The following is a 13,788-nucleotide window of genomic DNA, read 5'->3' on the forward strand; positions in this document are numbered from 1 at the left end:
TCCTTCCTATTTAGGAGAGCATTATAATTTTACTTATAAAAAATATTGATTAGGGGATCGTTTATCTTAAAAACATTATCCTACTGTTTCTTACACTAAGGATAAATTAATACTCACATCTACCTAAATAGGAGCTTTGTGGGGAGAGTATGTAAATGGAACAGCGATTGATATCTACTTACGAAAGCACCATTCTACCTAAATCTTATGCTTACTAAAAGTGGTTTAATATTATGGGGCAAAATAAATGGTTAGAGCAGCCACCACTTGCTCCAAATAGAAAAGAAATTGCATATGAAAAATAATAATGATAGTATTTTGCTTATACAGTAGGAAAGATTTTACTGCAAATTGCTTTGATAGTAGATATACGCATTTAATTTTAAGGAAAAATAATTGACTCAAAGGAAAAAACCTCCTTTATGTCTAAAGAATAGATAAAGGGGATGACCAAATGAATAAAGTTGAATTATTAAAAAAACTAAACAATGCCAGTCGAGGTAATTTTTTTTCAATCGAGATTCCTAAGGCTACAAAAGAAGATGAAAAAAAGATTAAAGAATTGGTTGAAGAATTAGAAAGAGAAGGAAAAATTAAATTAAGAGAATGTGAACAAAGGGAATACTCCGTTTATTTACATGGAATATGTAAGTATGCATCCGATTAATCGGGTGCTTTTTTATTGGGTTGGGCAAATTTTTTACAATAGGCGCGGACCCGTCCCCGCGTCCCAAACAATATCGTGCCATGATTTGCTTTTGGATTGGTGAAATGCTATAGTGCTTTTAAACCATTTTACTTTTACGATAAAGATTTAAAGGAGCTGTAACTTCAACGGAGATAGCAAAATTAAATCTTCTTAGAGGTTACAGTTTTCACTTTATTTTGACACTTGTAAAATGGTCGAAAAAATTTTAGGAGGATTTTTTTAATGGCAACTGGTAAAGTTAAATGGTTTAACGGTGAAAAAGGGTTTGGATTTATTGAGCAAGAAGGCGGGGATGATGTATTCGTACATTTCAGCGCTATTCAAAGTGAAGGCTTTAAAAATCTAGATGAAGGTCAAGAAGTTGAATTTGACATTGAGCAAGGTCAACGTGGCCCTCAAGCTACTAACGTACGTAAATTATAATTGATCATATTTAAAGAGAAGGATAACCCTTCTCTTATTTGTTTTCTTCTCATATATTCTTTTTCATTCCACACACGCCTTAAGATCTGAGTTTTTAAAGTGTTGTACAAATGTAAAATATACACTAGGAAAGGTCCACATCCTGTATCCTTTAAAACAAATAAAAATCCTACTCCCGTTCAGTCATCAAGCTGCTTTGAATATTTTTTCTGCAGCCATATAAATACATTTGTAAGTAATCGTGCTATCAGAAATGTAGCAACATAGACGATAAACACGTAAAAATAGTTTGCCTTACCGTATAATTTCAAAACACCTAGGGCCCCCATAAGAGGCTTAAAGATGAACCCAAAGAAGACAGCGGTAAGAAAGGAATAAAGATAATAATTTTTATTGCGGTTTAATGTCCACTGATACACCATCATAAAGGTCACAGGCACGATACTCGAATCCAATACCAAGCCGGGTAATGCCGGGATTAAGGGGAAAGGGAAATTCCAGAAGCCAAGATTCCTGCCTAGCATATCGAGATACCCAACCGTCATATGTATACTATATCCGTAAAAGCCAATTAAGAAGATCTTCGTTTTATCAATTTTGATAAGTACAACTACTAAAGATCCGATAAACAATGCAACCATTAACCAAAATTCAAATGTGGTATAGAGTGCCCATTCCTTCCAATATTCACTCAACGCTCTATAATTATCTCCAATGGTTTTGACAATTTTATCAAATTGCCTTATACGAGTATCATCCAACGTAATCATCCTTTAATATTTCTTAGTTTAGAATTGTCTATGAATAAGAAATAGTTTATCCTATGTGGGGTATATTCATGTTTTGACTTTATAAAAATATTATGCTTTTTTATGGCTTATATATATACCAATAGCAAGGGACAGGCTCAAATCTTTTCCCAGATGCTAGTTTAACAGTCAATTGGGTCAAAGACCTGTCCACTCACCCACTACCCAGCCAATTCCCGAAAACGTCCAAATTCCTTCTGAAACTTCAAGTAAACCGTTCCAACGGGACCGTTTCGCTGCTTGGCCACAATGATTTCCATTCGATCTTTTTCTTTTGAGCGTTGATCATAATAATCATCACGATAGAGAAAGGCGATTACATCGGAGTCCTGTTCAATCTGACCGCTTTCACGAAGATCTGATAGCATGGGCCGTTTATCCTGCCTGGTTTCAACTGCCCGGCTTAGCTGTGAAAGGGCAATGACCACCACATTTAGTTCCTTTGCCATTTGCTTTAAGGCCCGGCTGATTTCGCTGATTTCTGCCTGGCGGTTCCCTTTCAGCCGCTGGTCTCCCATAATTAATTGCAGATAATCGATCACGACGAGGATCCGTTTCTCCCCTCCACATTTTCGTCTCAGCTTTCTGACATTGGAACGGATATAGGACACATCCATCCCGCCTTGGTCAAAAATATGCAGATTCAGTTGCGATAAATCTCCCATTGCTTTATGAAGCTTGTTCCAGTCGTGCTCCTCTAATAGTCTGTATGGATTACGTAATTTTACCGAGCTGACTTCGCCTATTTGGGCGACTGCTCTTTTCAGCAGCTGCTTTGTCGCCATTTCCAACGAAAAAATAATCGCTATATCCTCTTGGCCTGCCTTTAATGCCAGGTTTAAGGCAAAGGCTGTTTTTCCCACGCTTGGCCGGGCACCGATCACGATGAGATCGGACTCTTGAAATCCTCCCGTCAAGTTGTCCAGTGTGGTAAAGCCCGACGGAATTCCACCGATATCACCCATATCCTTTTCACATTCATGATAGAGGTCGATCAGACTATTTTTGATTTCACCCTGTTCCGGGGCTACAGAATGTTCTTCCACCTGCTGTAATTCAGTGATTCCGTCACGCAGAATTGTTTCAATATCCCCTTCTTCCGCATCCTGCTTCATGCGGTGGGCGATTTCAACGGTCCTTCTTTTTCGAAAATAGGCCTTCACCGTGTCCTGGTAATAGTGAAAATTAGCTGTCGTCGGTACACTCCCGGAAATGGCAGCTAGATAACTGCCACCTCCCAGATTGAATAGTTCATTCCCAGCCTCTTCTGCCACCGACACCATATCAATTGGTTTTCCTTTTTCAGTTAGCTTGAGCATGTAGGTAAATATGGTCTTCAGTCTAGGTACATAGAGATGCTCAGGACGGAGGGAACAGTCCTTGATTAACTCACCGTCCAATAGCAGGGAACCGATGAATGCTTCTTCCACTTCAAGACTGTAGTAAGGATTTTTATTCATTGAATGTTACTCCCTTTGATGCATAGAATCTCTCTTATTTTAGCTAGTGACCGCTGGACAACCTCTTCACTTGCCGGCTTTTGGTTTTGTTTTAAAAAACTGCGTGTTTCTTCAACATTCGGGATGGCACGCGAGCCGTTTTCCGGATGCCGAATGAGGTCGGAAACCTTAGGTGCATACGGTGAACAGGCAACATGACGGCGGAGATTCCTTTCAAGCAGCCCATACTGGTAATCTTTCAGCATCTTAAACCATTGATCTACCTTTTCCTGATTAATCTCGTAGGATTCATAATATACAGAAATGAGCTTGAGGAGCTCGAATACATCACGCTTCGTCATCAAGGTTAAAATCTCCCTCACAGTAGTTTTTCTTACCTGTCTTTTGATTTCTGTACGATTCAAATTTCGATCCGAACAGTGTCTCAGGACGTAGATATTTATTCCAAGTGGGATTATTGAGCCATTCCTTTGTTTTTAAATCAATGACCTTTTTAAAGTCCTCAAGCTGGTACCCTTCATTCCAGCGTGCCTTGATTAGCTTTTTCGTTTTGCTCGTTCCTGGACTGTAGGATGAATTTGTTTTGTCATTCAAGTATGTGACGATTTCGGAAAAAGGGATTTTATATATATTCTCTGTAGTACTCTCTGAAGTACTCTCTGGTATTGCTTGGGTCACGATGACCCCTTCCATAGGCCAATCTGATCCACTGTTCATATCATGTTGATCTGTCGAAGAGGTCAACAGGGTCTGTTCATTAGTCCCCAATCCTTCAAGTACTTTATAATCAACCGTATACCATTTTGTTTTATCCATTTTTTTTCGATTAAAGTTTCCCGTCAGAATTAAACCCTGCTTCTCAAGCGAGAGAATGGCTCGCTTGATTGTACTTTCAGACCAAAATGGCAGCTGCTTCTGCCATTCAGGGTATGTATTATAAATCCACTTTTTCCCTTCTCTCTTATGTTCACTGGATTCGAGCCAATAATGGATTTGCTGTAAAAGGACAGCTTCATGTAGCCCTATTTTTTGTGCTAACTCTGGTAAAATCATAATCGGTTTCTCATCAATTAACAGCTTGCTCATGTGGATTTCCCCCTGATTGGTTTGTTATTTGTTAAAGATATAAAGATTGCTTAACTGGTAACCATTTTCCTTTTCCGTCTGATAAACTGTGAGAATTCCTAATGCTATTGCCTTCCTCACCATCCGCTTAAAAGTGGCCCTTGAGATGGGCTTAAGCTCCGATTGACTTTCGATTAACTCCAGCACGTAATCAATGGCTGGATTAGATACGCCAGGGATTTCACTAGAACAACGCACAAGCATTTGTAGCGCGACCCTATCCCCATTAGTAAGCTCCATCTTGTAATCTACGAGAATCTTATTAACATACTTTTGGAACTCCTCTACTGATTCAAACTGTGAATACTGCTCAAATTGGTCAATTGCGCCTGATTTAATTTTCATGGCTGCTGCACCACCCTTTCACCATTGTTATATAGACAAAGGGGGCAAATACGTCCCATCAATTTGGGGAAATTGTTACAGTTTTGTGAAAGAGCTAGGGAAGAGCCACGGGGAAGGGTTCCTTGGCTTGGCTGAACGCATGAAGAGCCACGGGGACGAGTTCCTCGGCACGGCTGAACGCATGAATCTCTTAATCAATTTTCATAAAAGACGGTGTTTTCAAAAAGTTAATTTACAACGATAGTAGGGCGGAGGATAGAATAGGCCATGAGAATTCATAGACGGAGAATTTCCGGCTATTGTAAAAGCGAAGGCTTAAGAAGCGGATATTAGCGGAGATATTCCGATTAACTGCCCAAAATCAGACAAAATCCAGTGTTTTAGATCATATAGACGGAAAAACTCCTTTTATTTTTAGGGAAATAGCTAGATTTCCCAAGTTAGACGGAATTTCACCGTTTATTTTTCATACGTAGTAAAACCATTATGCTCATTTGCTCAAAACAGTTATACAGAACGAATATTATTGCGATTTCGCACCCTGCCTCGTATAATTGCTAGTCCTATTGACTGCTTATGCAAGAAAATTCACTAGAGCACACCCCCTACTCTAACTCCGAAAATATTTTTAAAATTCATGGGACACTTTTTGCCTCTTTTTCTATATAACAAGCATGAAAGGAGAGGATGATGAAGATGGCACAGACATTTGCAAAGGCATTTAAGCTGAGATTGACGTATGAAACAGGGAGTAGCGCAGATGGGAAACCGATTTTTAAGACGAAGACGTATGGTGGTGTAGTTGAGACGGCTACTCCAGATCAGCTTTTCCAGGTGGGAGAGGCGCTCGCTTCCCTATCAATCCATCCGTTAGCAACTGTAGAAAAGAACGAGCTTTATGAAATATTAGGCTAAGAAAGAGAGACAAGAATAAGAGAGGATGAAGGATATGGCAAAAACACTCGAATTGCACTTTATCAATAGTGTTGGTAAAACAGTCAAGCTAACGGTTGATTATCCGAAGGAGCCGGTGGATAAGGTCGCTGTGAAGCAGGTAATGGATTTGGTTATTGCGGCAAATATTTTCGGTGGTGAAAATCAAAGCTTTGTAAGCGTGAAGGAAGCACGTGTTGTAGAGCATAACGTAACCGATTACGAACTTGTGTAAGGTTAGCATTCGTAACCTCTGAACAACAAAAGGCTGCTTTCCTCTGGAGGCAGCCTTTTCCACTATTTAATGAAGAAACGAGGTGTCTTTCGTGGAACCATTCATTCCTCTCATAAGTGAGGTCGGCTTTCCGATTGCCGTTACCCTGTTTTTGCTTTATCGAATTGAAGCCAAATTGGATAACGTTGTGCAGTCGATTCAAAGCCTTCCGGAACGGTTAAGTGAAAGATAGATTCCGAGGCAATCTCTTTTAGTCCATTCCGAGTCATACCAAAGACAAGGTGTCAATGCCATTAAGAACATAGATGGTAACTGGCATCTTGTTGGTATTCATTGGACCCTCGCATATACCACTTTACTAAATACTCCCTTCTAAACATGAAGCGAAATGCAGTTTCCCTCCTTCACTATTCTCGTATGATAGGTCATTTTAAAAATAGTTTGACATTATAGAAAAAGACATATATAGTTGCCTATGCAACTATTTTTCAAGGAGGTAAGAGTTTGAGAAGTCCAAAAGAATTAGTTCATCAGATTTTCCAATTGTCTAGAACGATGACAAGCCAGTTAAATAAAGAAATGGCAGAATATAATTTGACACATGCACAGTTTGTTATTATTCAATATTTAATTAAAAATCCCGGTTCATCTTCGCTAGTCGATATTGCAAGATACTTGAACGTTGAAAAATCATCGGTTACACGCATAGTGAATCGCTTAGAAAAAAGTGACTATATTGAACAAATGCCATCGACAGACCATCGCGAAAAAAGAATTAAACTAGACGATTCAAGAAAAGATGTGATTCCTCTTGTCAATCGAATGGAGGAACAATTTGAAAGCAAGGCTTTTAAAGGAATTTCAAACGAGGAACTAGATACCACTTTCCAAACACTCTTAAAAATCATGCAAAATATCAACAAATCTGGGGATGAACATTTTGAATAAATCAAAGCTTTGGACGAAGGATTTTATCCTGATTACCGTTACGACCTTTTTCGTTTTTCTGACCTTTTACTTATTGATGACAACCTTAACGATGTATTCCATTGAACAATTCAACGCTTCCCAAACACAAGCAGGTCTTGCTTCTAGTATTTTTGTCATTGGAGCGCTCGTAGCACGCATTGTCATCGGGAAATACATAGAAATCATAGGGCGTAAAAAATTATTATACGGTAGTTTACTATTGTTTTTACTATCATCTATTATGTATTTCGCAGCAGATCGTTTAACTCTATTATTAATTGTCCGATTTATGCACGGCGCAGCCTTTGGAGTCGCTTCTTCTACCATGGCAACGGCTGTTATGAGCATTATTCCAAAAGAACGTCTAGGCGAAGGAACCAGTTATTATTCATTAAGCACACCTCTAGCAACGGCCATCGGACCGTTTTTAGGCATTTTCATTACCGGACACGCAGACTTTGATATGATTTTCGTTGCATGTACGGTATTTTCCGTGCTGAGTATTGTTGTGATGTTATTTGCCAAAGTACCTGTAGAGCCTATTACGAAGGAACAATTCGATTCAATGAAGGGTTTTAAACTACAAGATTTCTTAGAGAAAAAGGCTATTCCTATGGCATCTCTTATTTTTATCATGGGAATTGCTTACTCCGGTATTCTCAGTTTCATCAATCCATATGCGATTGAAATAAACTTAACGACAGCTGCTAGTTTCTTTTTCATCATCTATGCCGTGTTCTTGTTACTATCTAGACCCATTACTGGTAGAATTTTAGATAGTAAAGGAGATAATATCGTAATCTATCCTGCATTGGTGTTATTTACATTAGGACTGATTTTCCTTAGCCAAGCAAACGCAGGTTGGTATATGATAGCTGCGGGTGCATTTGTAGCGCTCGGTTATGGTACACTATTTTCTTGTTGCCAAGCGATTGCTGTGAAAAATTCTCCACGTCACCGGGTCGGTCTTGCTACATCAACGTATTATATTGCCATGGATGCCGGGTCAGGTATTGGACCTATCTTAATAGGGATCATCGTACCTTTAGCTGGGTATCGTGGAATGTATATGACAATGGCTGTGATTGTATTTTTGTCTATTCTTCTATACTATTTTGTACACGGTAGGAAGACAGAATCTATCAAACAATATTCTGAGGCAAGTTAAGGATTTGAAAAATTAGAGTCAATAGTAGGATTTAGTTGTTTCATAAATTAGGCTGCACCATATAAAAAGCCAATGGAACCGTCGATTCGCTTATGCTGCCTGAAGTAGAGTATAGTAGGTGTAGTTGAAAATATATTCTAGGAGGCTACTGCTATGTCACAGGATATTTGGATTAATCTGCCGGTCAAAGATGTTGAAAGGTCAACTGCCTTTTTTAATGAGATTGGATTCCACGCGGAAAGCTTTGGTAACGAGAGAGCAAAGCTTGCCATAGGGCAAACAACGATTCTGCTGTTTCCGGATGCGGCGTTTGAGAGGTTTACAGGTTCCAAAACCGCAGATACTTCCCATAGCGCAGAAGTCATCTTTTCCATTGGCGCTAAAAGCAGAGAAGAAGTCGATGCCTTTATTCAAAAGGTGGAACTTGCCGGAGGTAGCATCTTTGGCAAGCCGAGTGAAAGTGATGGCTGGATGTACGGCGCAGGCTTTTCCGACCTGGACGGTCACCGCTGGAACCTGCTGTACATGGATGAGAGCAAAATGCCGAAAAGCTAATATAGAAACACCGGTCACCTGTTTACGGTCACCGGTGTTTTTTACATATGGTGCCGGGCACGGCCCGAGTAATAAGACGATACTCCGTTGGTCTGCTGCACAAATTCGCCTAATTAATGTTCTGATCACTGGGCAGTGAAGATCGACCGTTGCCTGCAGCTCATTGATTCCTTCTTGAACTGCAGAAGTTACGAGGGTCCATTTATAAAAACCAGTGGACCCGTCCACCTGGTTCTTGTTACACTCGGTTTTTCCGAGGTACTGATGATTGTAAAGGGATAGCAAATGGTTGAGGAGCTGTTAGATGGACTAATGAAGTACCAATTGTAGTATATCCAACAGATGGAGCTCGTTGAGCCTTTCCAGCTCCACAACCAATTTGCAAAACTCCAGCATTGGCTATTGTACCAATTTTCAAAAAACTGATGTCAAAAATTTGTTGAAAGTGTTCATCCACTTTAATCACCTCGTATTAATATATGGGCTAATGTCACGAAGGTGCAAACATTGCGTTTTTTTTTCGTTCTTATAATTATTTTGAATTTATTCAATGATACAGAATTAACACTATATCGAGATAAAAATGTTAAAATAATTCTAGATGAATGATATACACCACTGAAAAAAGGCTAACAGGTATAGCACTTTGACAGTGATATTTGAAAAAGGGGCAAACGGAAATGTTGATAAAGTATTATGTCTTACTGCTATTAACCTGTTTATTTTGGGCAGGGAATTTTGTTGTTAGTAAATTTCTTGTTATACATGCCTCTCCCATCACCTTAACTACCCTAAGATGGATCATTGCAGTTGTTTGCCTTTTTCCTCTTGTATGGTGGAAGGAAAAAAAGATTCTACCACCACGAAAGGCTATACTTCCTTTGTTATTAATGGGGTTAACGGGTGTTGTTCTCTTTAACCTCATGCAATTTTTAGCATTAGAGCAGACAACCGCCACAAATGTTGGATTAATCTCTACATTAAATATGATTTCCATCGCTGTTTGTTCAGCTATATTTTTAAAAGAAAAAATCAATAGACTGCAAATTTTTTCAATGATTTTTTCCTTTATTGGTGTCATTCTTGTCCTATCAAAAGGTAAAATAGACTACCTGCTATCATGGGATTTTAATACAGGTGATTTATGGATGATTGCTGCTGTATGTATATGGGGGATATATACGATTTGCAGCAAATGGGCAATGACCAAGACGTCAGCATTGATGTCCACTTTTTACTCTGCTATTTTTGGACTAATTGTTCTCTTGCCTTTGAGCGTCCCTAGTTTCACCGTTATTAATATAAATCCTTCTTTCGTAAGCTCACTGCTTTATTCAGCAGTTATCTCCACAGTGGTCTGTACGCTGCTTTGGAATATTTGCGTTCAGAATTTAGGCTCAACAACATCAGGTGTTTTTTTAAATGTCAATCCGATATTTACTGCCATTTTAGCCTTTCTGTTTTTAGGTGAACAACTGACTTGGATACAAGGAATTGGTAGTATCATTGTCATAACAGGTTGTTATCTATTCTCGTATTTTGCAAAAAAAAGGAATACAAAACGAGATGTAACCGCCAATGAAAGCTTACAAATCTAGCTGTACGGAATCGATTCGAGGAATGAGGAAGCAGCTAGATAGCTGCTTCAAGCAATCACTTTGCTAAATTGGAGGAAACCCTCGATTTTATTAACAGTTTGTAATCACTGGCATTCAATTAATGAAGGAAGATGAAGCGGGATTTTGGGATTAGTTGGGCTATTCGATGACGGCGAATCCATTTATGGGGAGATGTCAAGAAAATGGATACACAATGCTAAGGATAGTGATAAAAAAAGTCTAATTCCTCTACATTTTTATCGAGGAATTAGACTAATAGTCTTTGACAATCACGCCAGTCGATAAATGCAATAAAGCTCCAAAAATGCCCCTTGAATTTTCCATAAATGAATTACTTTTCATTACCTTCAGCCATAGGTAATTGGTCAAGAAATTTGTTTTTAATTAGAAGATTTGCTGCATCTTCTCCATATAGCAACGTTTCTCCCATTAAACGCATATAAAGTGCCCCTATATCTTTACGCATCACACATGAAAGTGCCGCACCATAACGAGCTGCGGCTTGTGATGTTAATGCCGAATGCTTATAATGCATTATGCGATCGGAAAAAGGGGAAATATCGATATCCAGGATTTCACTTTCCCAAGTAGGCAGATTAGGTAATCCATTTTCAGAAAGAACGGATTGAAGAGCATTCAGTTGTTTTTGGAACATTTCCACGCCTTGTTGGAAATGTCTTCTCAATTCATTGGATTTGGTTATCTTTGCCGCACCTTTAATAAATTCCTTATGGATTTCCGTTGCATGATAGTTATAGACGAGCAGCCCTATTTCTTGCGCATTGATGGATCTCCTATTGGTAAACCATCCAGCGAGATACTTTTGATTTTCTACTTTTTCTATGGTTTTGGGTGTTGGAATATGAACCTCAGGGTGATTTAATCCCTTTTTTATCATAAGATCAACACAATGATTAAGAAGTACGGCCGTATTATCTAGGCATTCTTTATAAAAATAGCGAATATCAGCGAGAGTCGATGTATTCAATGACAAAGCATAGACGGTCATGGCAGCCTGTGCAAGACTATACTTTAAAAGCACAATGTAATTGTCTATAAAAAGAGGTTTAGCCTGTATATTGACATCATTTTCATCAAACGGTTGTGGAAGGGGTTGACCTGCTTTTTCTAATAAATGCTTAGACTGTATTGATTCTTCTACTGCAAACTTTTCAGCAAGCTTGAGCATTTCAAGGATATCTTCATCTTGTGTAGTCGCAATAAAGTGCCGAGAAGCGTAGATCCCCATTGTATTGCCTACATAGGAGTTCCAAAGATTTGAAATTTCCGCCGGCGTTAGTCTATCCATAATATGAAATACTTCCTTTTTAAAATTAATCTTTGCTGTGGTACTCCAAAATATACCTTACGAGAAACATGGAAATAACCTCGTTTTTATGTCAATGTATATTGAACTTTCAAATTTAATTAAAGATTTCACCGTTTCTTCTCCATTTGTTTTTCATGTGCGCGGTTTTGGGCACGTTGACGGTCCTCTTCCACCTCCGTTGACATTTGGACACCATTTGGAACCGTTCTAAAGTCTATTTTCTTCAGCCCGGACTGATCTTTTTCAAGAATAAATGAGGCTCTTGTTGAGATATCTGCTCCCGGCTTCGTCACGTATGGAATAACAAGATAGTCTGTACGCCATTGGTCCGGCGTTACTTGGCAGCGAACATAGCCGCGATAATTGTTAAAGAATGTAATGTGCGGGTTTTCTGCTAGTATTTTCTCCGTATCGGCACGCCAATCGGATCCGTCCCCGCCTGAAGTAATGGATGTTCCAGCAAACTCTGCTCCAATCATCTGAGATTTGGGATGATTATAGTCTGTTAGTAGATTAGCAGCCCAGCTGGAATGAACATCTCCAGTCAAAACGACCAGATTGTTGATATTCTTTTTTGCGGCAAAATCGGTAATGCGCTGACGTGCTGCAGGATAACCGTCCCATGAATCCATGTTGAATTTCGGCACATCGCTTGTCCCAACGTTCATCTGCGAGAAGAAAACCTGCTGCGCGATCACATTCCATTTAGATGTAGAGCTTCCCAAATTCTCAAGCAGCCACTTTTCCTGTTCTGACCCCAGAAGAGTACGATTTGGATTTAATGATTCCACTGAAGGCGGCTTTATTCCATCGCCATTCGCTTGGTCATCACGGTACTGGCGGGTATCTAGTACAAAAAAGGAAGCTAAATCACCGTAAGAAAAGTGCCGGTACAATTGCATGCCACCTTCAAAAGGAAGCGAAGATTTGCGAAGCGGCATGTGTTCATAGTAAGCCTGGTAAGCAGCGGCACGTCGCTTAATAAACGCCTCAACAGACTGTCCCTTTTCAGGGATGATATTTGCATAATTATTTTCCACTTCATGATCATCCCAAGTGACCACCCATGGGAAGGCTGCATGTGCCATTCTCAGGTCGGCATCGGAACGATATTGAGCATAGCGGTTCCTGTAGTCTTCAAGTGTCCTGATTTCTGGACCACTATGCGTTCGGACATTTCCAGTAGGCGAAATATATTCGTTTGGACCGTATTCATATATGTAATCACCAAGATGGAAAACGAGATCAAGATCTTCATTTGCCATATGCTTATAGGCTGTATAGTAGCCGTGTTCAAACTGCTGGCAGGAAGCAAAAGCAAATGTCAAGCTTTCAACTCTCGAACCGATTGCTGGAAGCGTTTTTGTTTTTCCAACAGGACTTACCTCATTGCCACATGTAAAACGATAATAGTACATCGTGTTTGGTTTCAAATCATGTACTTCTACATGAACGGAATGTCCAAGGTCAGGTGAGGCAGGTTCACTGCCACGCTGGATGACGTTATGGAAGTTCTCATCACTTGCCAGTTCCCAATTTACCGGTACAACATGAGCAGGCATTCCTCCGCCATTTAATGGGTCCGGAGCAAGCCTTGTCCACAATACCACACTGTCTGATAATGGGTCCCCCGAGATTACCCCAAGCGTAAATGGATAGTTGCGGAATGTCGGTGCGGCCTCGACCTTAAATCCACTTAAGGACTGGGCGATCACAAAACCGAGTGAAGCCCCTGCAATTTTACTGACCCCTTGAAGAAAGCTGCGGCGATCAAGCTTCTTATTCAAGTTTTCTTCATTGAATTTCTTGATCAATTCATCTAGATGTCTGCTCATTGTGATTTTTTTCCTTTTTTATTACTATTTTCTTTGTGGAAAAATTATATACGGAAAGCGTTGCGGAAAAAAAGTGCCAGGCACCTTCCAAAAAGTAGAAGGTGCCTGGCACCAATTAGTCTCTTTAATTGTTTTGGAAAACCATCAGAATTTCATTGTTTTCCCCTAATTCCCCATAATTTTTAAATCCATAACGCTGGCACCAATTAGTCTCTTTAATTGTTTTGGAAAACCATCAGAATTTCATTGTTTTCCCCTAATTCCCCATAATTT

General features: G+C 39.5%; 17 protein-coding genes. 9 read left to right on the top strand and 8 right to left on the bottom strand.

All coding sequences use genetic code 11. The annotated features are described in order from the left end of the window. Positions 1-454 precede the first annotated feature (454 nt). The gene (locus ACHUFV_RS11820) at positions 455-667 is read left to right on the top strand and encodes a hypothetical protein (protein ID WP_394234282.1); all 213 of its coding nucleotides are present in this window, start codon (positions 455-457) and stop codon (positions 665-667) included. Between the two features lie 264 nt (positions 668-931). Then, the gene (locus ACHUFV_RS11825) at positions 932-1,132 is read left to right on the top strand and encodes a cold-shock protein (RefSeq protein ID WP_150442733.1); all 201 of its coding nucleotides are present in this window, start codon (positions 932-934) and stop codon (positions 1,130-1,132) included. A gap of 179 nt (positions 1,133-1,311) precedes the next feature. Here the strand turns inward: ACHUFV_RS11825 and ACHUFV_RS11830 are convergent, their stop codons facing one another. From ACHUFV_RS11830 to ACHUFV_RS11850, 5 genes are all read right to left on the bottom strand, one after another. Continuing rightward, positions 1,312-1,893 carry a hypothetical protein gene (locus tag ACHUFV_RS11830; RefSeq protein ID WP_394234284.1) on the bottom strand — a complete coding sequence of 194 codons (582 nt, stop codon included), beginning with the start codon at positions 1,891-1,893 and terminating at the stop codon, positions 1,312-1,314. 209 nt (positions 1,894-2,102) lie between these two features. Further along, positions 2,103-3,401 carry a replicative DNA helicase gene (gene dnaB / locus ACHUFV_RS11835; protein ID WP_394234286.1) on the bottom strand — a complete coding sequence of 433 codons (1,299 nt, stop codon included), beginning with the start codon at positions 3,399-3,401 and terminating at the stop codon, positions 2,103-2,105. Further along, a complete protein-coding gene (locus ACHUFV_RS11840) occupies positions 3,398-3,742 on the bottom strand; it encodes a hypothetical protein (protein WP_394234288.1) in 345 nt (114 codons plus the stop codon). The genes dnaB and ACHUFV_RS11840 overlap by 4 nt, the downstream gene beginning before the upstream one ends. Then, on the bottom strand, positions 3,729-4,487 hold the full coding sequence (locus ACHUFV_RS11845; protein WP_394234290.1) for a conserved phage C-terminal domain-containing protein: 759 nt from the start codon (positions 4,485-4,487) through the stop codon (positions 3,729-3,731). The genes ACHUFV_RS11840 and ACHUFV_RS11845 overlap by 14 nt, the downstream gene beginning before the upstream one ends. 24 nt (positions 4,488-4,511) lie before the next feature. Further along, positions 4,512-4,871 (bottom strand): hypothetical protein, encoded by a 360-nt coding sequence (locus tag ACHUFV_RS11850; protein ID WP_394234292.1) that lies wholly within the window; start codon positions 4,869-4,871, stop codon positions 4,512-4,514. 690 nt (positions 4,872-5,561) lie between these two features. On the opposite strand from ACHUFV_RS11850, the gene ACHUFV_RS11855 reads away from it, so the two are divergent. From ACHUFV_RS11855 to ACHUFV_RS11880, 6 genes are all read left to right on the top strand, one after another. After that, the gene (locus ACHUFV_RS11855; protein WP_394234294.1) at positions 5,562-5,786 is read left to right on the top strand and encodes a DUF1659 domain-containing protein; all 225 of its coding nucleotides are present in this window, start codon (positions 5,562-5,564) and stop codon (positions 5,784-5,786) included. A 34-nt stretch (positions 5,787-5,820) separates the two neighbouring features. Beyond that, positions 5,821-6,039, top strand: a complete 219-nt coding sequence (locus ACHUFV_RS11860) for a DUF2922 domain-containing protein (protein WP_394234296.1) — start codon at positions 5,821-5,823, stop codon at positions 6,037-6,039. 91 nt (positions 6,040-6,130) lie between these two features. Beyond that, on the top strand, positions 6,131-6,271 hold the full coding sequence (locus ACHUFV_RS11865) for a YvrJ family protein (protein WP_394234298.1): 141 nt from the start codon (positions 6,131-6,133) through the stop codon (positions 6,269-6,271). A 272-nt stretch (positions 6,272-6,543) separates the two neighbouring features. Then, complete coding sequence (locus tag ACHUFV_RS11870; protein ID WP_394234300.1) at positions 6,544-6,987, top strand: MarR family winged helix-turn-helix transcriptional regulator; 444 nt, start codon at positions 6,544-6,546, stop codon at positions 6,985-6,987. Next, positions 6,971-8,176 (top strand): MFS transporter, encoded by a 1,206-nt coding sequence (locus ACHUFV_RS11875; protein ID WP_394234302.1) that lies wholly within the window; start codon positions 6,971-6,973, stop codon positions 8,174-8,176. Before ACHUFV_RS11870 ends, ACHUFV_RS11875 begins: the two co-directional genes overlap by 17 nt. A 153-nt stretch (positions 8,177-8,329) precedes the next feature. Beyond that, a complete protein-coding gene (locus tag ACHUFV_RS11880; protein WP_394234304.1) occupies positions 8,330-8,731 on the top strand; it encodes a VOC family protein in 402 nt (133 codons plus the stop codon). 238 nt (positions 8,732-8,969) lie between these two features. Here ACHUFV_RS11880 and ACHUFV_RS11885 read toward each other — a convergent pair whose 3' ends face one another. Beyond that, entirely contained in the window at positions 8,970-9,149 is a 180-nt protein-coding gene (locus ACHUFV_RS11885; RefSeq protein ID WP_394234306.1) for a hypothetical protein, read from the bottom strand. A gap of 262 nt (positions 9,150-9,411) precedes the next feature. On the opposite strand from ACHUFV_RS11885, the gene ACHUFV_RS11890 reads away from it, so the two are divergent. Then, positions 9,412-10,329 carry a DMT family transporter gene (locus tag ACHUFV_RS11890; RefSeq protein ID WP_394234308.1) on the top strand — a complete coding sequence of 306 codons (918 nt, stop codon included), beginning with the start codon at positions 9,412-9,414 and terminating at the stop codon, positions 10,327-10,329. A gap of 352 nt (positions 10,330-10,681) precedes the next feature. Here ACHUFV_RS11890 and ACHUFV_RS11895 read toward each other — a convergent pair whose 3' ends face one another. Together ACHUFV_RS11895 and ACHUFV_RS11900 are read right to left on the bottom strand one after the other, a co-directional pair. After that, positions 10,682-11,659 (bottom strand): DUF3231 family protein, encoded by a 978-nt coding sequence (locus ACHUFV_RS11895; RefSeq protein ID WP_394234310.1) that lies wholly within the window; start codon positions 11,657-11,659, stop codon positions 10,682-10,684. 128 nt (positions 11,660-11,787) lie between these two features. Beyond that, positions 11,788-13,521, bottom strand: coding sequence for an alkaline phosphatase D family protein (locus ACHUFV_RS11900; protein WP_394234469.1), 1,734 nt, complete (start codon positions 13,519-13,521; stop codon positions 11,788-11,790). Positions 13,522-13,788: the final 267 nt, after the last annotated feature.

Origin of the sequence: Niallia oryzisoli (assembly GCF_043641075.1) — a bacterium.
Taxonomy (GTDB): domain Bacteria; phylum Bacillota; class Bacilli; order Bacillales; family Cytobacillaceae; genus Bacillus_BD; species Bacillus_BD oryzisoli_A.

Coding starts and splice junctions, on each gene's coding strand:
- ACHUFV_RS11875 (WP_394234302.1), top strand. CDS start 6,971: ATGAACATTTTGAATAAATCAAAGCTTTGGACGAAGGATTTTATCCTG.
- ACHUFV_RS11860 (WP_394234296.1), top strand. CDS start 5,821: ATGGCAAAAACACTCGAATTGCACTTTATCAATAGTGTTGGTAAAACA.
- dnaB (WP_394234286.1), bottom strand. CDS start 3,401: ATGAATAAAAATCCTTACTACAGTCTTGAAGTGGAAGAAGCATTCATC.
- ACHUFV_RS11840 (WP_394234288.1), bottom strand. CDS start 3,742: ATGACGAAGCGTGATGTATTCGAGCTCCTCAAGCTCATTTCTGTATAT.
- ACHUFV_RS11845 (WP_394234290.1), bottom strand. CDS start 4,487: ATGAGCAAGCTGTTAATTGATGAGAAACCGATTATGATTTTACCAGAG.
- ACHUFV_RS11895 (WP_394234310.1), bottom strand. CDS start 11,659: ATGGATAGACTAACGCCGGCGGAAATTTCAAATCTTTGGAACTCCTAT.
- ACHUFV_RS11890 (WP_394234308.1), top strand. CDS start 9,412: ATGTTGATAAAGTATTATGTCTTACTGCTATTAACCTGTTTATTTTGG.
- ACHUFV_RS11850 (WP_394234292.1), bottom strand. CDS start 4,871: ATGAAAATTAAATCAGGCGCAATTGACCAATTTGAGCAGTATTCACAG.
- ACHUFV_RS11825 (WP_150442733.1), top strand. CDS start 932: ATGGCAACTGGTAAAGTTAAATGGTTTAACGGTGAAAAAGGGTTTGGA.
- ACHUFV_RS11855 (WP_394234294.1), top strand. CDS start 5,562: ATGAAGATGGCACAGACATTTGCAAAGGCATTTAAGCTGAGATTGACG.
- ACHUFV_RS11820 (WP_394234282.1), top strand. CDS start 455: ATGAATAAAGTTGAATTATTAAAAAAACTAAACAATGCCAGTCGAGGT.
- ACHUFV_RS11880 (WP_394234304.1), top strand. CDS start 8,330: ATGTCACAGGATATTTGGATTAATCTGCCGGTCAAAGATGTTGAAAGG.